Source organism: Streptomyces hebeiensis (assembly GCF_052983195.1).
Map to the genome: position 1 here is coordinate 782,009 of NZ_CM129812.1, position 19,794 is coordinate 801,802.

Below are 19,794 nucleotides of genomic sequence, written 5' to 3' on the forward strand. Positions count from 1 at the left end.
CTGTGGCTTTAAGGTGGCTCCATGAGCCGAAAGACAATGGTGCGCCCCGGTGGGCGCAGCGCCAGGGTCCAGGCGTCGGTCCACGCCGCCGTTCGTGAACTCGAGGCGGAGGTGGGCCGCGAGGCGCTCACGGTCCCCCTGGTGGCCACCCGCGCCGGCGTCACCCCGTCCACGATCTACCGCCGATGGGGCGACCTGCGGGAACTGCTGTCGGACGTGGCGGTGGAGCGCCTGCGGCCCGACACGGCGCCGGTGGACAAGGGGAGCCTGAGCGCGGATCTCGCGGCGTGGGCCGAGCAGTTCCTCGAGGAGATGGCCGCCCCCTCGGGCCGCGCCTACATCCGCGACGCCCTGCTCGGCGACCCTGACGGCAGCAACGCCGGCCAGTGCTCGGCCTACGCGGCCGAACAGATCGACGTCGTCCTCGACCGCGCGGCCGGCCGCGCGGAGACCGCACCAGACGTCGAGACGGTTCTCGACCACGTCGTCGCGCCCATCATGTACCGCATCCTCTTCCGCCCGGACGGCCTCGACGCCGCGTACGCGCGGGGGCTGGTGGCGGGACTCGTGGGGCCGGCCGACCGCTGACCCTCTTCGAGGCCACGGCGGTACCACCCTGCTCGGCGCGCCGGTGACACGGACCACCCGGGGCCGCCCGGGAAGAGCACCGCCCCAGCCGCCGGTGCCGCACCGTGCCGGTTCAGCCGGACGTGCGCTGTCGGGCGAGGCGGTGCAGACGGAGTGCCAGCTGGATCTCCAGGGCCCGGCCGGGAGTGCTCCAGTCGGGGCCGAGGAGCTGTGCGACGCGGTCGAGGCGTTGGACCACGGTGTTGACGTGGACGTGCAGGACGTCCTTGGCTCTGGCGAGGCTGGCGCCGTGGTCGTAGTAGGCGTCCAGGGTGCGGACGAGTTCGCTGCCGCGCTGGGTGTCGTAGCGGAGTACGGGGCCGAGCACGCGGTCCACGTACCCGGTGATGTCGGCCCGGTCGCCCAGGAGCACGCCCAGGAAGCCGAGTTCGGACAGGCCGGCGCCCTCACCGGTCCGGCCCAGGGCTTCGAGCGCTTCGAGACAGCGGCGTGCCTCGTCGTAGGCGTCCGGCAGGCGTTCGGCCCCCGTCACGGGGCCCGCGGCTCCGACGGTGGTGGGCGTACCGAAGCCGCAGGACAGTTCCCGGGCCAGGTCATGGGCGAGTGAACCCGGATCGGAGGTGGGCGCGAGCAGCACGGTGTGGCCGTTGCGGGCTCCGGCCAGGCCACCGAGGGCCCGTGCGCGGCGTGCCGCCTCGGCCGACAGCCGTGAGCGTACGTCCGGTTCGCAGCCCAGGACGAGGACGGCGTGCGGCCGGGCGAGGTTGATGTCCAGTCTCCTGGCCCGCAGCGCCAGACTGCCGGTGTCGGGGTGGCGGCCCGGCCCGCGGCCGGTGAGCAGGTCGTCGAGGAGTTCGCCGCGTACCCGGTTCTCGGCTTCGGCCACGGAGCGGCGCAGCAGGAGCAGCAGTGCGGTGACCAGGCCGGCCCGCTCGAACAGGCGGCGGTCGGCGGCGGTGAGATCGGCCCGGCCGGTGAGCAGGAGGCTGCCGAGGAGTTCCGGGCCGGCCAGGACGGCGCACACCCAGTTCCCGTCGACGGGGACGGCCCGTCCACCGGCCCGGGAGGCTTCGATTCCCTGTCCGGGCGGGGTGACGGGGCCGGTTCCCACGCGGGTGAGTTCGGTGCCGTCGGCGTCGTGGACGGCCAGGCCGCTGTCGAGGAGGGCGGCGATCTCGCGGGCGACGTCGTCGACGCCGCCGCCTCTGAGGACGAGGTCGGTGAGCCGGTCGTGGGCATCGGCCGCGCGGTGCAGGGCCTCGCTGTGGGCGCGGGCCGTCTCGTTGGCCGCGTTCAGTTCGACGAGCGCGGTGCGGGTCTCCTCGAGCAGGCGTGCGCCGTCGATGGCGACGGCGGCGTGGTCGGCCAGCGAGGTGAGCAGGGCTATGGCGTCGGGGGTGAAGTCGCGGGAGGCGCGGTCCGCGGCGAACAGGACGCCGATGACCCGTCGGCCGACGCGCAGGGGCACCCCGAGGATGCCGAGGAGCCCTTCTTCCTCGACCCCCTCGTCGATGGCACCGGTGTGCTTGAAGCGGCGGTCGGTGCGGTAGTCGGTGCTGGCGTAGGGCCGGGCGGTCTGGGCGACGAGGCCGCCGAGCCCTTCGCCCATGCCGAGGCGGAGCTGCTGGAACTTGGCGGAGACCGAGCCGGAGGTCACCCTCATGAACGTGTCCCCCGCCACCGGGTCGTTGAGCGTGAGATAGGCGATGTCGGTGCCCAGCAGGGTTCTGGCCCGGTGCACGATGGCCCGCAGCACGGCGTCCAGGTCGCGCAGCGCGGCCAGGTCGCCGGCGGTGTCGAAGAGGGCGGCGAGTTCGGCTTCGCGCCTGCGGCGCTGCGTCAGGGTCCGGTGGATGTCCCGGGCCACCCGGGTGGCCTCGTCCACGGCCCGTTGTTCGTGCGGGCGCGCTCCGGCGGCGCGTGCCCGGGCGGCGGGCCGGGCCAGTTCTTCGGCCGGTGCGTCGGCTGCGAGGAGGTCGAGCAGTTCCCGGAGTGCTGCCGTGGCCGCGTCGGCGGAATCGTGCACGGTGGCCATGGGGGGCGGGCTCCCTTCTCCGGCGGCGGGTGTGTGGTTCGGCCCGAAGCCCGCGGACCGGACGGTGCCCACGGGCCGGACGGTGCCGCGGGGCCGCGCCCGGGTCCGTGTCCGCGGGGTCCGCCCGTGGGCGGGGTCCGCCCGTGCCGTCCTGGGCGGACCGTACCCCGGCCCGGGAGCCCCGGTCAGGCGCGTTCGGGGCCGGCGACCGGCACATCCCGCTCGTGCGGTGGCGCGGCCGTGGTGGAGCGGGTCAGGTCACGGCCTCGGGTCTCCTTGATGACGGCGACGGTGACGGTGGTGATCACCGCGGCGAGACAAAGGTACAGCGCGATGGGGGTCGGGGACCCGAAGTCCTTCAGCAGCTCGACCGCGATGATGGGCGCGAGGGCACCGGCGACGATCGAGGCGAGCTGCGATCCCATGGAGGCGCCCGAGTAGCGGACCTTGGTGTCGAACATCTCGGAGATGAACGCGGCCTGCGGACCGTACATGGCGCCGTGCAGCAGCAGTCCCACGGTGACCGACACGGTGATCACGGCGAACGACTCCGAGTCGACCAGGGCGAAGAAGGCGAACGCCCACGCTGCCATGCCGACGGAGCCGATCAGTGTCACGGGCTTGCGGCCGAGCCGGTCGGAGAGCGCCCCCCACGCGGGGATGGTGACGAAGTGGACGGCCGAGCCGATCAGGACGGCGTTCAGCGCGGTGCTCTTGGGCAGTTCCAGGTGGCTGGTGACGTAGACCAGCAGGAAAGAGGTCAGGATGTAGTACGAGATGTTCTCGCCGAACCGGGTGCCGATGGCGCCGAGCACCTCGCGCCAGCTGCGCCGGAAGACCTCGACGACCGGGGGCTTGTCCTTGATGCCGCGGGCGGCGTCGGCCTCGGCCTTGGCCTGGGCGGCGAGGAAGACCGGCGACTCGGACACCGATACGCGGATCCACAGGCCGATCACGACCAGGACGCCGGAGAGCAGGAACGGCACGCGCCAGCCCCAGGACAGGAACGTCTCCTCCGACTGGACGGCGGCCAGCAGCGCGAGGACACCGGTGGCGAGCAGATTGCCGCCGGGCGCCCCGGCCTGCGGCCAGGAGGCCCAGAAGCCGCGGTGCTTGTCGCCGCCGTGTTCGGAGACGATCAGTACGGCGCCGCCCCATTCGCCGCCCAGGGCGAAACCCTGGATCAGCCGCAGCACGGTGAGGAGGATGGGCGCGCCGACGCCGATGCTGTCGTAGGTGGGCAGCAGGCCCATGGCGAAGGTGGCGCCGCCCATCATCAGAAGGCTGATGACGAGGAGTTTCTTGCGGCCGATCTTGTCGCCGAAGTGTCCGAAGACCACGCCGCCGAGCGGCCGGGCGGCGAAGCCGATGGCATAGGTGACGAAGGCGATCAGTGTGCCCACCAGCGGGTCGCTGGTGGGGAAGAAGAGGGTGTTGAACACCAACGCGGCGGCGGAGCCGTAGAGGAAGAAGTCGTACCACTCGATGGTCGTGCCGATGAGGCTCGCGCTGACGATCCGGGCGATGCCGCCGGAGCTGCGCGCGCCGGGCCGGTCGGTCGTGGTCTCGGTCATGGGTTCACCGGTTCTCGGGTACGGGGACGGGGGCGGGCGGTACGGGGGGTTACGGCGTGGTGGTGCGAGCGCGTCAGGTGGCTCCCCAGCCGCCGTCGAGAGGCAGCGAGGCGCCGGTGACGTAGCCGCTGTGGTCCGCGCACAGCCACAGCGCGGCCGCGGCGACCTCCTCGGCCTCCAGCAGGCGCTTGATGGGCGGGCGGGTCAGCAGGACGTCGGTCAGGACGTCCTGGGGGCTGATCCCGTGGGCGGCGGCCTGGTCGCGGATCTGGTTCTCCACCAGGGGGGTGCGGACATAGCCGGGGTTGATGCAGTTGCTGGTCACGCCGTGCGGGGCGCCTTCGACCGCGGCCACCTTGCTCAGGCCTTCCAGGGCGTGTTTGGCGGCGACATACGCCGCCTTGTAGGCGCTGGCCCGCAGTCCGTGGACGCTGGAGACGTTGATCAGCCGCCCCCAGCCCCGCGCGTACATGTGCGGCAGGCCGCGGCGCATCAGCAGAAACGGCGCCGTGACCATCACCTGTTGGATGAGGGCGAACCGTTCGGGCGGAAACTCCGTCAGGGGTGCGACGTGCTGGAGGCCGGCGTTGTTGACCAGGATGTCGGCATCGGTCGGCAGTGTGTCGATCGCGGCGGGGTCGGCCAGGTCGACGACGTGTGCCTCACCCCCGGTCTCGGCGGCGACCGCTTCGGCGGCCTCGGCGTCCCGGTCCACGACGTGCACCGTGGCGCCCGCCGCGGCAAGCGCCACGACGCACGCCTTGCCGATACCGCTGCCGCCGCCGGTGACCAGGGCGACCCGGGACGACAGGTCCACGTCGGCGCCCGTGGGCGCCGCGCGGGGGACGGGGGGAGGAGTCTCGCTTGTCATGGCCGGAAACAGTAGGGACACCACGAGGCCACATCCATGTATGTGACCGACACAATGAGGGCTCGTCCTGTAGCGGTCCCGGCCATGGGACGAGCCGTTCGTGCCGTTCGCCCGGGGAAGGCGTCAGCGGGCGATCCCCCCGCCTCCCATGTAGAGGTCCAGCCCCTCGGTGGAGTCGAAGCCGTCACCGAACAGCCGGGTGACTCCCCCGGTGGCGGGCCCGTCCGCCGTGCCGGGCAGGAGCCAGGCGGAGCTGTCGGTCCTGTCGGTGCCGGGTGCCGCCACGACCAGCTCGGACCGGTGGTCGCCGTCCATGTCGACCAGGCGCACCGCCGCGCCGAACCCGCGCCGCACCTCCGGGTCGCCGCCGAGGTCGCCCTCCCTGACGGCGCGGGCGCCCTCGCCGGTCAGGCCGTCCGGGCCGCCCCGCAGGAACAGCACCTCTTCCGGACCGGGCTTCGCGTACACGTCCCCGCGGGGCGAGCCGGCCACCACGTCCGCGTAGCCGTCGCCGTCGACGTCACCGGTGTCCAGGGAGGTGAAGACGGCGTCCTCGTCCTGAGGTTCCTCGCCGGGCACGCCCGGAGCGTCACGGTCGAGGGTCGTCGTCCGCCTGCCCTTCCCCGGCCCGGACTCCGAGCCGTACACCACGGTCACCGCACTGCGGCTCACGTCATCGCCGCGGGGACCGAGCACGAGGTCCGCGATCCCGTCGCCGTCCACGTCACCGGCCGCGCCCGTCGCCGCGTCGGGGAGACCGACGTCGTCGGGCTGGGTGAAGCCGTCCGGGCCGCCGCGGAGGTGACTCACCGGCCAGTGCTGCTCGGACCAGGCCGCCTCGGGGAGCGAGTCGTGGTGGAAGGCCACCAGGTCGTCGGCGCCGTCGCCGTCCAGGTCCCCGGCGACGAGTTGCGCGTAGTTGGCGGTGTCGACGTCCTTCGCCGGCCGGCGCGGGGCCGGGACCGGGGCGGTGGCCGCCGGGGTGCCGTCGCGCTTGAAGGGGCCCTTGAGCAGGCCCTTGCCGGAACCGAGCCCGAAGACCAGATCGGCATGCCCGTCCCCGTCGAAGTCCCCGGCGACGAGCTGCTCCTCCAGAATCGGATCCAGCATCCAGGGGACGTGGCTGCCGTCCGTGCCCGGCACCCGCACAGCGCTCTTCAGCCCGTCGGCCGAACCCCACATGATGATCACGCTCGGCTTCCAGTCGAAGACGGCGGCGGCGAGGTCGGTGTACCCGTCCCCGTCGAAGTCGCGGGCCATCACATCGGAGCCGAAGAACGCCTCGTCGCGGCCCTTGCCCGGTATTCCGGCGTCGTTCTGCGTGAGGTACTGGCAGCGGGCGAGGCCGGTCCCGTCGCCCGATCCGTACGCCACCTCGATGCTGCCGCCGCCGCTGCCGTTCGCCACGTCGCCCATGGATCCCATGGCCAGGTCGGGGTGACCGTCCCCGTCGAAGTCGGCGGCGGGGGCGACCCCGGCCGGGGTCTCGCCGGTCTTCGCCGCGGGGCCCGCGGCCGGTGCGGTGCCGTGGGCGGAGGTGTGGCAGGTGTGCGGGGCGGTGATGGTCCCGGCGCCGTCCCGGGCGACGACGACCCCGACCCCGACGGCCAGCGCCAGGGCCGCCGCGCCGCCCGCGATCGCCCACCGGCGTGTGCCGCCTCGTCCCCGTACCGGCCCCTGCTCGTCGCCTCGGTCACTCATATGATCAAGCACGCCCGGACCGGACCCGGCGGTTCCGTCTTCCGATTTCCTGGGCTCTGTGATCTCCACGACGTGGCGCCGGGGAACACGACGTGGCGCCGGGGAAACAGGCCGGAGCCACGCGGCGGCCGGCCTCGCGGGGCGCGCGGGGTGGCCGGCCGCCGTTTTCCTCCATGGACAGCCGCTGAGCCGCTGTGATGTGATCCGTGCTGCGGAACAGCCGCGTCCGGCGGCGCGACATGGGGCGATCCCCCAGGCGCCCCACGGGGACGACAGGCCCTCCGCATCCCGTTTTCCGCCCCTCGATCTGCCCGCGGCTCCCCCGCTCGTCACTGCGGACGCCCGAGGCCGACGTGTCCATGCCCGAAGGTTCCGCGCACATGCAGAAGACCAAAGCCGCACTCTGGGAGTTCCTTCAGGGACTCGGTAAAACGTTCATGCTCCCGGTGGCCCTGCTCGCGTTCTGCGGCATCTTCCTGGGCATCGGCTCGTCGCTCTCCAGCGAAGCCGTCGCCGACACCCTCCCCTTCCTGAAGGCCGACGGCTTCCACCTCGTCTTCACCTGGATGGCCAACACCGGGCTCGTCGCCTTCACCTTCCTGCCGGTCCTCTTCGCGATGGCGATTCCGCTCGGTCTCGCCCGTGAGGACAAGGGAGTCGCCGCTTTCTCCGGATTCGTCGGCTTCGCCGCGATGAACCTCGCGGTGAACTTCTACCTCACCGCCAAGGGCGTCGACTTCGAGGACGAGGAAGCGGTCGCGCACTACGGCATCGCCGATGTGCTGGGGGTGAAGTCCATCGATACGGGACTTCTCGGCGCCGTGGCCGTTGGCATCGTTGTCAGCCTCCTCCACCAGCGCTTTCGTACCCAGCGGATGCCTGACGCGCTGGCCTTCTTCGGCGGCCTGCGCTTCGTCCCGATCGTCTCGGCGCTCGTCCTGAGCCTGCTCGGTCTCCTCATCCCGCTGCTCTGGCCGACGTTCAACGGCTGGATCAACGCCGTGGGCCGCGGCATCGGCCACACCGGTGTCCTCGGGCCCTTCTTCTTCGGCATGGGCGAGGTGCTGCTGCGGCCGATCGGCCTCCACCACATCCTCGTGGCCATGTTCCGCTTCACCGACGTCGGTGGTTCCGGCGCGGTCTGCGGTGAACACGTCTCCGGCGCCCTCAACATGTTCTACGCGCAGCTCGACTGCTCGGCCGCCCCGAACACCGCCGTCACCGACGCGACCCACTTCCTGTCCCAGGGCAAGATGGCGGCCTACCTGGGCGGTCTGCCGGGCGCCGCGCTGGCCATGTACCACTGCGCGAAGAAGACGATGCGGCCGCGGATCAAGGCCCTCCTGGTGTCCGGTGTGGTGGCGTGCGTGGTCGGCGGCATCACGGAGCCGCTGGAATTCCTGTTCCTGTTCATCGCGCCCTGGCTGTACTTCATCCACGCCGTCCTCGTGGGGCTCGGCTTCCTCGTCGCGGCGGTGCTCGGCGTCTTCATCGGCAACACCGACGGCAATGTCATCGACTGGCTGGTGTTCGGCGTCCTGCAGGGCACGACGACCAAGTGGTACCTGGTGCCGGTGATCGCAGCGGTCTGGTTCGGCGCCTACTACTTCCTCTTCCGCTGGGCGATCACCCGGTTCGACCTCAAGACCCCGGGCCGCGAGGAGGAGCCCGACCAGGACGCGGCAGGCAACGAGGACGCGGCGGACTGCGAGGGACCGCGGTCCGCCGGGACCACGGCCTCGAACGGCGACGGGCAGGCGACGCCCACCCGCGAGCTGGTCGCCGGAAAGTACGACGCCGTCGCCATCCTCGCCGCGATCGGCGGCGCCGACAACATCCGGTCCCTGGACAACTGCATCACCCGCCTGCGCATGACCGTGGCGGACGCCGAGCAGGTCGACGAGGCACGGCTGAAGAAGCTCGGCGCCCTCGGCGTCATCAAGCTCGACGGCCACAACGTACAGGTCATCATCGGACCGCAGGTCCAGTCGGTGAAGGACGCGCTCGCCACCATGGTCCCGGTGGGCTGATCATGACGCGCCCCTCCCCCGGCGGGCCCGGCGGACCGTCCTACGACTTCGACACGCCCGTCGACCGGCACGGCACCTGGTGCACCCAGTGGGACTACGTCGAGGACCGCTTCGGCGTCCCCGGCCTGCTGCCGTTCACCATCTCCGACATGGACTTCGAGACCGCTCCGGAGATCCTGGCAGCGCTCCGGGGCCGCCTGGAGCACGGGGTCCTCGGCTACTCGCGGTGGCGTCAGGACGACTTCCTCTCCGCGATCACGCGCTGGTACGCGTCGCGGCACGGGACGACCGTGGATCCCGGGCAGATCGTCTACGGACCCTCCGTCGTCTACCAGTTGTCACAGCTGCTGCGGCTGTGGTCCCGGCCGGGCGAGGGCGTCGTCGCGCACACTCCCATGTACGACGCGTTCCCCAAGACCGTGGCGGCCAACGGGCGGCGGCTGCGGGAGTGCCCGCTCGACGACTGGGCCGGACTGGAACGGCTGCTGGCGCGGACCGACACGGCCGTACTGCTGCTGTGCTCGCCGCACAACCCCACGGGCAGGGTCTGGTCCGTGGACGAACTGGACCGGATGGCACGGCTGTGCGCACGGCACGACGTGGCGGTCATCAGCGACGAGATCCACTCCGACCTGGCGCACGCCCCGCATGTCCACAGCCCCTGGGCCCGGCACGGCGGCACGGGCCGCTGGGCGGTGCTCACTTCGGCCTCCAAGTCCTTCAACATCCCCGCGCTCACCGGTAGTTACGGCATCATCGGCGATCCCGCGTCGCGCGACGCGTACCTGGGACAGCTGAAGGAGGCGGACGGCCTCTCCTCCCCCGCGGTGCTGTCCCTGGTGGGCCACATCTCGGCGTACAACGAGGGTGGCCCCTGGCTCGACGCGCTGCGCGGGTACCTCGCGGACAATCTCGCCCTGGTGGCCGAGCGGCTCCGGGCGGCGTTCCCGCGACTCGGCTGGGAGCCGCCGCAGGCCGGGTACCTGGCCTGGATCGATCTGCGCCCGTTGGGTGTCGACGACGACGCGCTGCAACGCGAGCTGATCCAGGTGGAGAAGGTGGCCATCATGCCGGGGGCCGTCTACGGATCCCCGGGACGGGTCCGGCTGAACGTGGGGTGTCCCCGTGCCAAGGCGGCGGCGGGTGTCGACGCCCTGATCCGTGCTCTGCGCCGCCTCACCGACGCGGAGCGGCCCCCGGATCCGCAAGGCCCGCCGACGCCCACGCCCCTGGCCTGATCACCTCTGTGACGCACGCCATCCGGCCGGGAGCGGCCGACACAGGTGATCGCCCAGCACGGCGCCGCCGCTGTCGCCGCCGCCCACACCGACCTCGTCGACCACACCACGGAGAAGGCCACCGGGAAGAGCGCGCTCGCTCGGCGTCGAGGAGGCTACGACCGGCGGCGCGGCCTGCCGCGTTTGGAGCCCTTGGGGCCGCCGGAACCGCCGCGTGGGCTCTTGCCGGTCGACCTGCCCGTCGACCCGCCGGCCGTCTTGCCGGCCGTCTTGCCGGCCGTCTTGCCGGCCGCGGGCTTCCGCCGCGCGCCGCCCGTATCCGGACGGTCGCGCGCCGGCTGCGCCGAGGCCTGCTTGCGGCCCCGTGTGCTGTTGACGGTACGCCCGCGGACGATCCCGATGAGGTCCTCCACCAGGTCGGTGGTCGCGTCCTCGGGCCACGACAACGCGACCTGCGACTCGGGAGCGTCCGTGACCGGCCGGTACGTGAGGTCCTTGCGGTGGTGCGAGCGAGCGAGCGACTGCGGCACGACGAGCAGTCCCACTCCGGCCGCCACCAACTCCACGGCGTCCGCCGTCGTGGCGGGGCGCTCGTTCGCGGGCCGTCCCGGCGGACGTTCCCAGTCGAGCACGTCGTCCAGGGGGTGCAGCACGATGTCGTCCGCCAGATCTTCGACGGACACCTCGTCGACCGCCGCCACGACGTGGTCCTTCGGGACGATGACCACCGTCGTCTCGGTGTAGAGGGGAATCGCGCTGAGGACGGTCCGGTCGACCGGCAGCCGCACGAGACCCGCGTCGACGCCGCCGTCGCGCAGGAGGCCGGATGCCTCGGCAGCGGACGCCGCGACGAGGGTCAGGGGCACTTCGGGCAGCCGCTCGCTCCAGATCCGCACCCACTTGTTGGGCGTCACTCCCGGGACGTACGCGAGCCGGAACGAAGGGGACACTTCCGAGCCTGTCACTCCCCCAGGCTACCGGGCGTGGTCGGAGGCCGAGCACACGCTCGATATTCTCGGCACCATGAAGTCGCACCAGACCACCCAGACGATGAAGCCCGCGACCGCGGCGAAGAAGCTGGGTGTGTACCTCGAGGCCACCCCCGCCGAGTTCCGGGAGGGCGTCGTCTCGCGCGCCGAACTGAACGCGCTGCAGGCCGATCCACCCGAGTGGCTGCGGGAACTGCGCCGCGACGGCCCCCATCCCCGTCCGGTCGTCGCGGCGAAGCTGGGTACCTCCATCGCGGGCCTCGCACGCGGCGGGGTCACGGACCCCCTCACCACCGAGCAGATCGACGCCTTGAAGAGGGACCGGCCCGAATGGCTGGAGAAGGAGCGCGCCGTCCAGGCCGAGGTACGGAAGGAAATGGCGCGGATCAAGGAGAGGGACGCGGATGGCGACGACCGCCCCGGGCGACCGGGTCGCTGACATCCGCCCCTGACGGGGTCAGCCGGTCCCATGAGGCCGGCCGGTGCGACGGATTGTCGCACCGGCCGGCCTTTTCACGTGTCGGGACAGGCCCTGGCCGGGTGGGCGGGCGCCGGCCGCCCACCACTGCCCGGTGGAGTCGGCCGGATACCGTGCGCGAGCCGCTCCATAGGCCCTACCAGCCGTCTGCACGAGACCTGCACGAATGTCAACCCTGTTACCCGACCATGACAAAGCGATCTTGACAGTCGGTGTTGAAGCGCAAGTAAGTTCGGTATGCACCGAGTTCCCGCTACAAGCCGGCGCCCCGCGCCGGGAGAAGGAATGCCTATGGGTTCCCACGCCCGCCCCAACCGAATACACCGGACCGGGGCCCGCATCGCGACGGTCGCGTTTTTCGGGGCCGTCCTGCCGATCACCGCCGGCGGGCTCGCCCAGGCGGCCACCCCCAGTGCCACACAGACCGTTGACGAGAACGGCCTGCCGAGCGGCGAGACCACCACCCCCGCCGACCGGAGCCAGGGCGCGCCGGACACGAGAGACCAGGCCGTCCCCGCCGTCAAGGCCGACCACGCCTTCCTGCTGGACGCCCGCGACGGCAGCCAGGAGCGGGAGATGTGGGCCGGCGCCAAGGCCGACGAGAGCGTGTCGATGGCCAGCACCACCAAGATCATGACCGCCATGGTCGTACTCAAGCACCCGGAATGGCTGGACCGGCAGATCGCGGTGAAGCAGGAGTACCGGGACTACGTCCAGGAGGCCGGCGCCAGTACGGCCGACCTCCAGACCGGCGACACGCTGACCGTCCGGCAGCTGCTGCACGCCATGCTGATCCCTTCCGGCGCGGACGCCGCGCGGGCCCTGGCCGACAACTTCGGCTCCGGGGACACCGAGGACGCGCGGATCGCCGACTTCGTGAACCAGATGAACGCCGAGGCGCAGGCGCTGGGCTTGACCGGTACGCACTTCGACAGCTACGACGGCATCTCGAACGGCGACAACCGCAGCACCGCGCGCGACCTGGCCAAGCTCGGCCAGCGCGCGATGCTCCAGCCGGTGTTCGCCGACATCGTGCAGAACAAGCAGTACGAGACCGAGGCGCCGGCGGCCAACGGCCGCACCCGGTACTACACCTGGGTCAACACCAACGAACTGCTGAGCAGCTACGACGGCGCCCTCGGCATCAAGACCGGCAGCGGCCCGGAGGCCGGCTACGCCCTCGTCTTCGCCGCCGAGCGGGACAACCGCACCCTGGTCGGCGCGATCCTCAAGGCCGACAAGGACCGGTTCGACGACGCCACCAAGATGCTCGACTGGGGCTTCGCCCGCTGATCAGGCAGTTCCCTCGGAGCCGAGCGCGTACCACGTGCGGCACCGCGGGCCCCCGCCCGTCCCGACACTCGCGGACGAGCGGGGGCCTTCCGCGTCGCACGTGATCCGCCACCGCCCCCGGGATCCCGCCCGCCCCACGAGCCACCGCACCGGAGCGACACAAGCGCGATCAAGCAGCGGCGGATCCCGACGAACCGGCCGGCGGGCCAGGACGGTCAGCCGATGCCGGGGGCACCCTCCCGCAGCTCGTACTCCGCCCAGACCGTCTTCCCCGGACCGTCGGACCGGCGGTACCAGTCCCAGCGGCGGACCAGCCCGGCGACGAGAAGCAGCCCCCGGCCGCCGGTGTCGTCGGTGCCGGGATCGGCGAGGGAGTCCGGGCGGGGCGGTACGAGTTCGCCCCGGGTGTCGGTGACCTCGATGCGGACGGTACCGGTCTCGGCGATCACCCGGAGGTGAAGGTGGAAGTCCCGGCCGGGGACGTGACCGTGCCGTACCGCGTTGGCGGTCAGCTCGCCGACGACCAGCACGATCACGTCGTGCCGACAGGTGTCGTACGGAACCCCCCAGGCGTGCAGCCGGTGGGCGGCGAGCCGCCGGGCGAGGCGGGCGCCGCGCGGGGTGGAGGTGAAACGCATCTCGAAAGCGCGGTCGAGGGGAATGTGCGGGGTGATCAAGTGGGTGCCGGAGTGGCCGGGTTGAGCGGTGCGCGCGGAGATGCCGGGTTTGTTCGTCATGCCGACAAAGGTGCCGCCAGTCGCGTAGCGTGACGAGCGGTGACGCACCGACACGGGCCGGTTGTACGCGGTGCTGTCGGTACCGGTACGAGACACACGGCGTGACGGGACGCCCGGGTGGGCGTTGGTCAGGAGAGGCGGTGGCGATGACCGACAGGGCGGGCGGGGAGGCGAGGACCGTGACAGCGGGCGACGAGTTGACGGTGAGCTTCGGGGACGGCTGGGAGAACGACGGCGACGAGGGCGGGGCGGCCACGGCGGACAAGTCCGGGCAGGGGATCGTCACGGCGTTCGGACAGAGCATGAAGACGCTGCGGGTACGGGCGGGACTGGAACGCGAGGAGTTCGGGCGGCGGATCGGGTATTCGGCGTCGACTGTCGCCTCGTTCGAGCAGGGGCGGAGGATTCCCTCGCCGAGGACGATCGAGCAGGCGGACGAGGTGTTGGGGGCGGGTGGGTTACTGACTGTGTGGAAGGAGCAGGTGGAGAGGGCACAGTATCCGGTGTTCTTCCGGGGGATGGCCAAGCTGGAGAAGGAGGCCATCGAACTGCTCTCGTACGACACCCTCGTGGTCAAGGGGCTGCTTCAAACCGAGGAGTACATGAGGGCAGTGCTCGCCATGCGACGGCCGCCGCTCGACCAGGAGACCATCGAACAGCGGGTGGCCGCACGGCTGGCTCGGCAGGACATCTTCGACCGACAGCTCGCACCGTTGCTGAGCTTCGTGATGGACGAGTCGGTGCTGCGTCGCCGACTCGGCGGAAAAGGTGTGCTGCGACGACAGTTGGAACACCTGCTTCTGATCGGCCAGAAGCGAAACGTAGAGATCCAGATCATGCCGCTCGTCTGCGAGGAAAGCGCGGGCGTCGACGGGCCTTTCACCGTCGTCACCCGAGACGACGGCAAGAAGTTCGTGTACGCAGAAGCACAGGGAACCAGCACCCTTCAAACCGACCCGCAACAGGCGGCTCTCGCAGCAGCCCGCTATGGGATCATCCGATCACAGGCTCTCACTCCGCGAGAGTCCGTGGAATTCATCGAAAGGTTGCTGGGAGAGCTATGAACATCGCTGAGTCCTCGGCCGTCGCGTCGGACCTCATCTGGTTCAAGAGCAGCTACAGCGGAGCCGAAGGGGGCGACTGCGTAGAGGTCGCCGCCGGTACGGGAGTTGTGCACATCCGGGACTCCAAGGCCGTCGCCGGGCCGGTCATCCACGTGTCGCGTGAGGCGTGGGCGGGGTTCGTCGGGGAGGCCTGACGGTCGTACGCACGCGAGAGCCCTGCCGGTCCCTCACGGGCGGCAGGGCTCTCGTGCGTCAGGCTTCGCCCAGACGCCGCTTCGGCGGATCAGCCTGAGGCACGACAGAAGAACCACCCCCTCGTGACCAGCGCCAAGCCCGGCGGATCCGACCCAGGGCCAGCGTTCTCAATCGACGTGGCACCCCACCAGGTCAGCGGCTCGCCTTCTGACAGATGCACTTCGACAGGACACCGGTGTGACCGACGCTACTGCGCCTCCCGTAACCACCTCGACCACGAGATCCACCCGACCACCGCCGCCATCGCCACCCTCGGCGACCCCACGCGGGCGCTGACAGCAGCCGTGGCCTCTTACGACAACGGCCCGGCAGCTGGACTTCTCCTCCTCGCCGCCGCCGAACGCGCCCCCCACGACCCGGAAGTTGCCGCGCTGGTCGCGGAAGGCATCAAAGCACTGGAGGACGCCTTGCGGCCCTCCCACGGTGACGCCGCCCCTCAACTCGCCTCCACCGTCCTCGGTACCCGCCTGCGCCTGCGCGCCCAGCGGACCACCCCCAAGGAGCAGACATGGCCCTGATCTCCATCGACCGTGAACGCGGCCTGCTGACCGCCGAATTCCAGGGCCTCGACAAGCTCTGGACTCTCAAGAGCCGCCTGGAAAGCCCCCTCACCCGCGTGCGTGGTGCCACCCACGACCCCGGCATCGCCCGCGAACCGAAGGGCATCCGCGTCGGTGGCACCCACTTCCCCGGCGTAATCACCGCCGGCCACTTCCGCCACAACGGTGAACGCCTTTTCTGGGACGTGAAGAACCCGGGCAAGGCGGTCGTCATCGAACTCGCCGACGCCGAAAGCTACGACCGCCTCATCATCGAGGTCGACGATCCCCGCGCCACCGTGGCCCTCATCGAACAGTCCATCGCCCGCGGCTGAAACGTGACTTACGGCTTGGACGCCCTTCTGGCGGCCCTGTCGGCATTCCGCCGCGTTGTTCTGTTCCCGGGCACCGAAATTCATGCCCGCAACACCGTCCGCCGCTTCCTGCGCGCGGCGGCCGCAGATGACTTGCTGATCGGCAAGTGGACCGGCCGCGCCAGCATCCTCGACCCGCACAAGCCCTACCTCCACCAGCGGTGGGCGGAAGGCTGCACCACCGCCCGCAGGCTGTTCGAGGAACTTCGCGACCGCGGCTACACCGGAGGGGAGAGCGTGGTCAAGGAGTACGTCCGGCAGCTGCGCGAGACCTTGCCCCGTACTGACCGGCCACCCCGTCGGCATCCATCCGTGCGGGAGGTGACCAGCTGGATCACCCGCCACCCGAACAACATCGCCGATCACCAGGCCGAGCGTCTCATGGCCATCCTCGGCCGCTGCCGGGAACTGGAGATGACCGCCCACCACGTTGAAACCTTCGCCGAGCTGATGACCAGCCGCCACGGTGACCAGCTGGAAAAATGGATGTCCAAGGTCCAAGCGGACGACCTACCGGAACTTCACTCCTTCGTCGCAGGCCTGCGACAGGACGCCCAAGCTGTCGCCAACGGCCTCACCCTGCCCTACAGCTCCGGCCCCGTCGAAGGCGCAGTAAACCGGATCAAGATGCTCAAACGGCAAATGTTCGGCCGTGCCAAGCTGCCCCTGCTCCGCAAACGCATCCTCCTGAGCTAACGCTCAGTCACCGCACCACAAGACCTGCGACAGAACCAACCGTGACCCTCTGGCGGCGGATCAAAACTGACTCACTTCGTGGCATCCATATCAGCCTGATCTTGATGGGAGATCGGGAGGAAAGGGTGATCCGAGTGGAGGACTGGCAGAGATCCGCAGGCTGCACCGGGCCGAGGAGATGCCGATCAGGGCGATCGCCCGGCATCTGGGCATCTCGAAGAACACGGTGGAACGCGCGCTGGCCACCGACCGGCCGCCGGTCTACTCGAGGCCGTTGAAGGGCTCGGCGGTCGACATGGTCGACATGGTCGAGCCACAGATTCGTGAGCTCTCGTCTGTGCCTCGGAGCAGCTGGAGTTCGACGACTACGTCAAGAGCATCGGTGACGAGAAGCTGGTCCTCGACACGCTCGTCGGCGATCTCCAATGATCGAGTACCCGAAGCTCGGATTCGCCAACGAGCAGGACGTCCCCGGAGACGTGCATGCCGCCTACGCATCCCTTCGTCGCGGCCGGCTTCGACAGCCGCGTCAGGACTTGGAGCTGGGCCGCCCGGGGATGTGACTGAGAATTGACTTGGAGAAACCCCCATCGACGCAGACATCTTGGCCGGTGACATATCCTGCCAGCGGGCTGACAAGAAACTCGATCACGTTCGCGATATCCATCGGGTCGCCAATTTTCGACAACGGGATGATTTCTTCCCTTGCCTTCTTGACTTCGGGATCGAGGTACATTTGTTCAGTCATCTGCGTGCGAGTCATGCCCGGGGATACCACGTTCACGCGGATTCCGTCAGGCGCCCATTCCAGTGCGAGTGTCTGAGCCAACATCGTGAGTGCAGCCTTGGTCGGGCTGTAAGCACCCGATCCGGCATGTGGGAGCTGGCCGGACATCGAAGAGGTGAAACAGGCGGAACCGCGACTATCCTTCAGATGCGGGTAACTCGCTTTGGCAAGTAGCCACGCCCCGCGGAGGTTGACGGAGAACATGTCGTCCCAGTCCTCAAGGGAGAGATCCTTGAGTGCCCCAGGGTTGGCGATTCCGGCATTTGCCACCAGCGCATCCAAGCCGCCGAACTCGTCGACCGCAGCGGTTACCAGCCGATCGGGCACGTCGGGATCACCGAGGTCTCCTGTCAACGCAATGGCCTTGCCGCCCATCGACTGGATCGATCGGACGACCTCGCCTTGTCGCGCGTTCACAGTAAGGCCGGATACCGCGATCATCGGCTGTTCGCCGCGGGCAAGCGCTGCCTCTGCGATCCTCAGGCTTGCGGACGCGCCGATGCCGCTGCTTCCGCCACTGACCAGAACTCTCATTGCACACTCTCCTTGTATATTCCCAGCGGTCGTACTCAGCAGGCCGCACAAGTCGTGACAGCTGTATCTGATGCGTTTCGAAGCACTTCGGCTCACACCGGTGAGTGAGAAATGTCACCTTGCTGTTCGACGCCTCTCGGAGTCACTCTGAACCCGGAGGTGCCGAAATCACTCTCCGAGATTCCAACCCTCTTCACCGAGGTCACGCATCGCCTTCGCGAATTCTTCAAGGGTGTTCTCTTCGCGAATGACTTCGAGCACTACGTTGTCTGCCCCGATTGTTTCATTGACGGATTTACCCAGCTCGTTCCAATCGATAACTCCAGTGCCGATGGGGTCGTGGCCCCACGTTTCCGTACTCGTGTCGGAGATATGCATGAGTGCAACCGATTCGTGGTGTGAGCGCAGACTCGATACGGGATCCTCTCTGATATAAGCAGCGTTCGCGACGTCGTACACGATTTTCAGTGCATCATCATCGACCGTGCGGACGATATCTGCCAGTTCCCCAATCGTCGGCGCAAAGCAGTAGGGGGTGTTCTCGAAGAGGAGTCGTTTTCCCGCCCGCTTGACCAGCGGGATCAGCTCTTCCAGGCTTTCGTGCATCCACCCGTGGACACTATCTAGTGGGGGGGAGATCATAGGACGCCGCGTGCCGGGTGAGATCACAATTTCCGGGACATCCCAAGCTACTGCAAGATCGATCACCGACGTGATGTGCTCGATGCTCTTCCGGCGCATGCTGGCACCAGGACTGGCCAGATTGATGTCGTATCCCCCGGCATTCAGGGATCGGATCTTGGCGCCGTTCTCGTTGAGCATCGCCGGGATTGCCGAATGCTCGGACCTAGAGATCTCCTCCGGCCAGCAATGTGGAGAGCTGATGGGAACCTCGAAGGTATTGTATCCATTCTGGATCAACTCGGACATCGCATCGATCGCCCTTGCCGACCAAAGATATGAAAAAGTGTTGATGATCACGTGAATTTCCATTCGATCTTTTGAGATGTCCCCATCGCACGCTCGGGAGCAGGGGCGGCTACGACCGGGAGTCCTTGTACTGTTCAGGGGCTGAGCTGGCCGCAGTGAGCTCTTCACACTCCGCCGCGAGCGAGTCCAGGCTTCGCTGAGCACAGACGGACGAACTCCCGTTCCGCATCGGACAGTTCATGACGACTCCGTGCTCAGGGTGGAGTCGCTCCATCAGCTGCCCATCCCGAGCCGGGCGCCGCCGGCGACATCCAGGCTCAGACCGGTCAGGTAACGGTTGGCCGGGTCGGTGAGGAAGGCGATGGTCGCCGCCACCTCCTCCGGTTCGGCGAACCGGCCCATCGGGATCTGCGCGGCCCGCGCCTCGCGGGCGCGCCGGTCCCCCTCGGGGTCGCCGCCGCTGGCGCGGTCGGCGAGCTGCGCCCACATGGCGGTGTTGACCGGGCCGGGGCACACGCAGTTGACCGACACGTTGTCCTGGCCGAGTTCCAGGGCGAGCGACCAGCAGATGTTCAACACGGCCGCCTTGCTGGCGTTGTACGGCACGTACGCGCGACGGGCTTCCTTCGCGGCGACCGAGGCGATCGCGACCATGGAGCCGAAGCCCTGGGCCTTCATCACGAGGCCGACTTCGCGCAGTACCGAGAAGGCCCCCGTGGCGTTGATCGCCATCACCCGGGCGAACTCGGAGCTCGGGGTGGTGAGGAGATCCGGCTCGTTGCCGAGCACGCCGGCGGCGTGCACCAGGACGTCGATCGCCCCGTACTCCGCCCGGATCCCGGTCACGGTGTCGCGCACTGCCTGCTCGTCGGTGACGTCGAGCTCACGGAAGTCCGCTAGCCACTTCGGGAGGCTGCCCGGTGCCGTGCGGTCGCAGCCGATGACCACCGCGCCCGCTGCGTGCAGACGTTCGGCGGTAGCGGCTCCTATACCTCCGCTGGAACCGGTAACAAGCGCGATCTGGGACGGAGCGGTCATGGTGCGTCCTCCGTAGATGCTGTGGATTTCGTGGATGCTGAGC

General features: G+C 69.5%; 18 protein-coding genes and 3 pseudogenes. 12 read left to right on the plus strand and 9 right to left on the minus strand.

The window, feature by feature from the left end:
- Positions 1–21: 21 nt before the first annotated feature.
- Positions 22–588: a TetR/AcrR family transcriptional regulator gene (locus ACU6P3_RS03295; protein WP_447195829.1), complete on the plus strand. Its 567-nt coding sequence runs from the start codon at positions 22–24 to the stop codon at positions 586–588.
- A gap of 112 nt (positions 589–700) precedes the next feature.
- Here the strand turns inward: ACU6P3_RS03295 and ACU6P3_RS03300 are convergent, their stop codons facing one another.
- The 4 genes from ACU6P3_RS03300 to ACU6P3_RS03315 all read right to left on the minus strand — a co-directional run bounded on the left by ACU6P3_RS03300 (position 701) and on the right by ACU6P3_RS03315 (position 6,769).
- Positions 701–2,623, minus strand: a complete 1,923-nt coding sequence (locus tag ACU6P3_RS03300) for a helix-turn-helix domain-containing protein (RefSeq protein ID WP_447195830.1) — start codon at positions 2,621–2,623, stop codon at positions 701–703.
- Between the two features lie 185 nt (positions 2,624–2,808).
- The gene (locus ACU6P3_RS03305; RefSeq protein WP_447195831.1) at positions 2,809–4,197 is read right to left on the minus strand and encodes an MFS transporter; all 1,389 of its coding nucleotides are present in this window, start codon (positions 4,195–4,197) and stop codon (positions 2,809–2,811) included.
- Between the two features lie 73 nt (positions 4,198–4,270).
- Positions 4,271–5,068 (minus strand): 3-hydroxybutyrate dehydrogenase, encoded by a 798-nt coding sequence (locus tag ACU6P3_RS03310; protein ID WP_447195832.1) that lies wholly within the window; start codon positions 5,066–5,068, stop codon positions 4,271–4,273.
- Positions 5,069–5,191: 123 nt separating this feature from the next.
- Positions 5,192–6,769, minus strand: coding sequence for an FG-GAP and VCBS repeat-containing protein (locus tag ACU6P3_RS03315; RefSeq protein ID WP_447195833.1), 1,578 nt, complete (start codon positions 6,767–6,769; stop codon positions 5,192–5,194).
- A gap of 380 nt (positions 6,770–7,149) precedes the next feature.
- On the opposite strand from ACU6P3_RS03315, the gene malX reads away from it, so the two are divergent.
- Positions 7,150–8,799 (plus strand): maltose/glucose-specific PTS transporter subunit IIBC, encoded by a 1,650-nt coding sequence (malX, locus tag ACU6P3_RS03320; RefSeq protein ID WP_447195834.1) that lies wholly within the window; start codon positions 7,150–7,152, stop codon positions 8,797–8,799.
- A 2-nt stretch (positions 8,800–8,801) separates the two neighbouring features.
- The gene (locus tag ACU6P3_RS03325; protein ID WP_447195835.1) at positions 8,802–10,037 is read left to right on the plus strand and encodes a MalY/PatB family protein; all 1,236 of its coding nucleotides are present in this window, start codon (positions 8,802–8,804) and stop codon (positions 10,035–10,037) included.
- Positions 10,038–10,192: 155 nt separating this feature from the next.
- Here the strand turns inward: ACU6P3_RS03325 and ACU6P3_RS03330 are convergent, their stop codons facing one another.
- Positions 10,193–11,002, minus strand: coding sequence for a LysR family substrate-binding domain-containing protein (locus tag ACU6P3_RS03330; protein ID WP_447195836.1), 810 nt, complete (start codon positions 11,000–11,002; stop codon positions 10,193–10,195).
- A 58-nt stretch (positions 11,003–11,060) separates the two neighbouring features.
- On the opposite strand from ACU6P3_RS03330, the gene ACU6P3_RS03335 reads away from it, so the two are divergent.
- Positions 11,061–11,465 (plus strand): DUF5997 family protein, encoded by a 405-nt coding sequence (locus ACU6P3_RS03335; protein ID WP_447195837.1) that lies wholly within the window; start codon positions 11,061–11,063, stop codon positions 11,463–11,465.
- A gap of 330 nt (positions 11,466–11,795) precedes the next feature.
- On the plus strand, positions 11,796–12,797 hold the full coding sequence (locus ACU6P3_RS03340; RefSeq protein WP_447195838.1) for a D-alanyl-D-alanine carboxypeptidase family protein: 1,002 nt from the start codon (positions 11,796–11,798) through the stop codon (positions 12,795–12,797).
- 215 nt (positions 12,798–13,012) lie between these two features.
- On the opposite strand, the gene ACU6P3_RS03345 is transcribed toward ACU6P3_RS03340, so the two are convergent.
- On the minus strand, positions 13,013–13,534 hold the full coding sequence (locus ACU6P3_RS03345; protein ID WP_447195839.1) for an ATP-binding protein: 522 nt from the start codon (positions 13,532–13,534) through the stop codon (positions 13,013–13,015).
- A gap of 146 nt (positions 13,535–13,680) precedes the next feature.
- Between ACU6P3_RS03345 and ACU6P3_RS03350 the strand changes: the two genes are divergently transcribed.
- The 7 genes and pseudogenes from ACU6P3_RS03350 to ACU6P3_RS03380 form a co-directional block, all read left to right on the plus strand.
- The gene (locus ACU6P3_RS03350; protein ID WP_447197752.1) at positions 13,681–14,598 is read left to right on the plus strand and encodes a helix-turn-helix domain-containing protein; all 918 of its coding nucleotides are present in this window, start codon (positions 13,681–13,683) and stop codon (positions 14,596–14,598) included.
- Complete coding sequence (locus ACU6P3_RS03355) at positions 14,595–14,792, plus strand: DUF397 domain-containing protein (protein ID WP_447195840.1); 198 nt, start codon at positions 14,595–14,597, stop codon at positions 14,790–14,792. Before ACU6P3_RS03350 ends, ACU6P3_RS03355 begins: the two co-directional genes overlap by 4 nt.
- A gap of 177 nt (positions 14,793–14,969) precedes the next feature.
- Positions 14,970–15,371 carry a hypothetical protein gene (locus ACU6P3_RS03360; protein ID WP_447195841.1) on the plus strand — a complete coding sequence of 134 codons (402 nt, stop codon included), beginning with the start codon at positions 14,970–14,972 and terminating at the stop codon, positions 15,369–15,371.
- Positions 15,362–15,727: a hypothetical protein gene (locus tag ACU6P3_RS03365; protein WP_447195842.1), complete on the plus strand. Its 366-nt coding sequence runs from the start codon at positions 15,362–15,364 to the stop codon at positions 15,725–15,727. Before ACU6P3_RS03360 ends, ACU6P3_RS03365 begins: the two co-directional genes overlap by 10 nt.
- 84 nt (positions 15,728–15,811) lie before the next feature.
- Positions 15,812–16,462 (plus strand): annotated as a pseudogene (locus ACU6P3_RS03370) (ISL3 family transposase); the annotation flags it as partial.
- 125 nt (positions 16,463–16,587) lie between these two features.
- Positions 16,588–16,793, plus strand: a pseudogene (locus tag ACU6P3_RS03375) (helix-turn-helix domain-containing protein); the annotation flags it as partial.
- Positions 16,793–17,029, plus strand: a pseudogene (locus ACU6P3_RS03380) (hypothetical protein); the annotation flags it as partial. The pseudogenes ACU6P3_RS03375 and ACU6P3_RS03380, both read left to right, overlap by 1 nt.
- On the opposite strand, the gene ACU6P3_RS03385 reads toward ACU6P3_RS03380, so the two are convergent.
- From ACU6P3_RS03385 to ACU6P3_RS03395, 3 genes are all read right to left on the minus strand, one after another.
- Complete coding sequence (locus ACU6P3_RS03385) at positions 16,992–17,783, minus strand: SDR family NAD(P)-dependent oxidoreductase (protein ID WP_447195843.1); 792 nt, start codon at positions 17,781–17,783, stop codon at positions 16,992–16,994. The pseudogene ACU6P3_RS03380 and the gene ACU6P3_RS03385 sit on opposite strands and share 38 nt — an antisense overlap.
- A 168-nt stretch (positions 17,784–17,951) precedes the next feature.
- A complete protein-coding gene (locus ACU6P3_RS03390; RefSeq protein WP_447195844.1) occupies positions 17,952–18,764 on the minus strand; it encodes a sugar phosphate isomerase/epimerase family protein in 813 nt (270 codons plus the stop codon).
- A 222-nt stretch (positions 18,765–18,986) separates the two neighbouring features.
- Positions 18,987–19,751 carry an SDR family NAD(P)-dependent oxidoreductase gene (locus tag ACU6P3_RS03395; protein WP_447195845.1) on the minus strand — a complete coding sequence of 255 codons (765 nt, stop codon included), beginning with the start codon at positions 19,749–19,751 and terminating at the stop codon, positions 18,987–18,989.
- Positions 19,752–19,794: the final 43 nt, after the last annotated feature.

Bases quoted from the DNA above. Each gene is read 5' to 3' on its own strand.
- ACU6P3_RS03295 (WP_447195829.1), top strand. From the start codon at position 22: ATGAGCCGAAAGACAATGGTGCGCCCCGGTGGGCGCAGCGCCAGGGTC.
- ACU6P3_RS03300 (WP_447195830.1), bottom strand. From the start codon at position 2,623: ATGGCCACCGTGCACGATTCCGCCGACGCGGCCACGGCAGCACTCCGG.
- ACU6P3_RS03305 (WP_447195831.1), bottom strand. From the start codon at position 4,197: ATGACCGAGACCACGACCGACCGGCCCGGCGCGCGCAGCTCCGGCGGC.
- ACU6P3_RS03310 (WP_447195832.1), bottom strand. From the start codon at position 5,068: ATGACAAGCGAGACTCCTCCCCCCGTCCCCCGCGCGGCGCCCACGGGC.
- ACU6P3_RS03315 (WP_447195833.1), bottom strand. From the start codon at position 6,769: ATGAGTGACCGAGGCGACGAGCAGGGGCCGGTACGGGGACGAGGCGGC.
- malX (WP_447195834.1), top strand. From the start codon at position 7,150: ATGCAGAAGACCAAAGCCGCACTCTGGGAGTTCCTTCAGGGACTCGGT.
- ACU6P3_RS03325 (WP_447195835.1), top strand. From the start codon at position 8,802: ATGACGCGCCCCTCCCCCGGCGGGCCCGGCGGACCGTCCTACGACTTC.
- ACU6P3_RS03335 (WP_447195837.1), top strand. From the start codon at position 11,061: ATGAAGTCGCACCAGACCACCCAGACGATGAAGCCCGCGACCGCGGCG.
- ACU6P3_RS03340 (WP_447195838.1), top strand. From the start codon at position 11,796: ATGGGTTCCCACGCCCGCCCCAACCGAATACACCGGACCGGGGCCCGC.
- ACU6P3_RS03345 (WP_447195839.1), bottom strand. From the start codon at position 13,534: ATGACGAACAAACCCGGCATCTCCGCGCGCACCGCTCAACCCGGCCAC.
- ACU6P3_RS03350 (WP_447197752.1), top strand. From the start codon at position 13,681: ATGACCGACAGGGCGGGCGGGGAGGCGAGGACCGTGACAGCGGGCGAC.
- ACU6P3_RS03355 (WP_447195840.1), top strand. From the start codon at position 14,595: ATGAACATCGCTGAGTCCTCGGCCGTCGCGTCGGACCTCATCTGGTTC.
- ACU6P3_RS03365 (WP_447195842.1), top strand. From the start codon at position 15,362: ATGGCCCTGATCTCCATCGACCGTGAACGCGGCCTGCTGACCGCCGAA.
- ACU6P3_RS03385 (WP_447195843.1), bottom strand. From the start codon at position 17,783: ATGAGAGTTCTGGTCAGTGGCGGAAGCAGCGGCATCGGCGCGTCCGCA.
- ACU6P3_RS03395 (WP_447195845.1), bottom strand. From the start codon at position 19,751: ATGACCGCTCCGTCCCAGATCGCGCTTGTTACCGGTTCCAGCGGAGGT.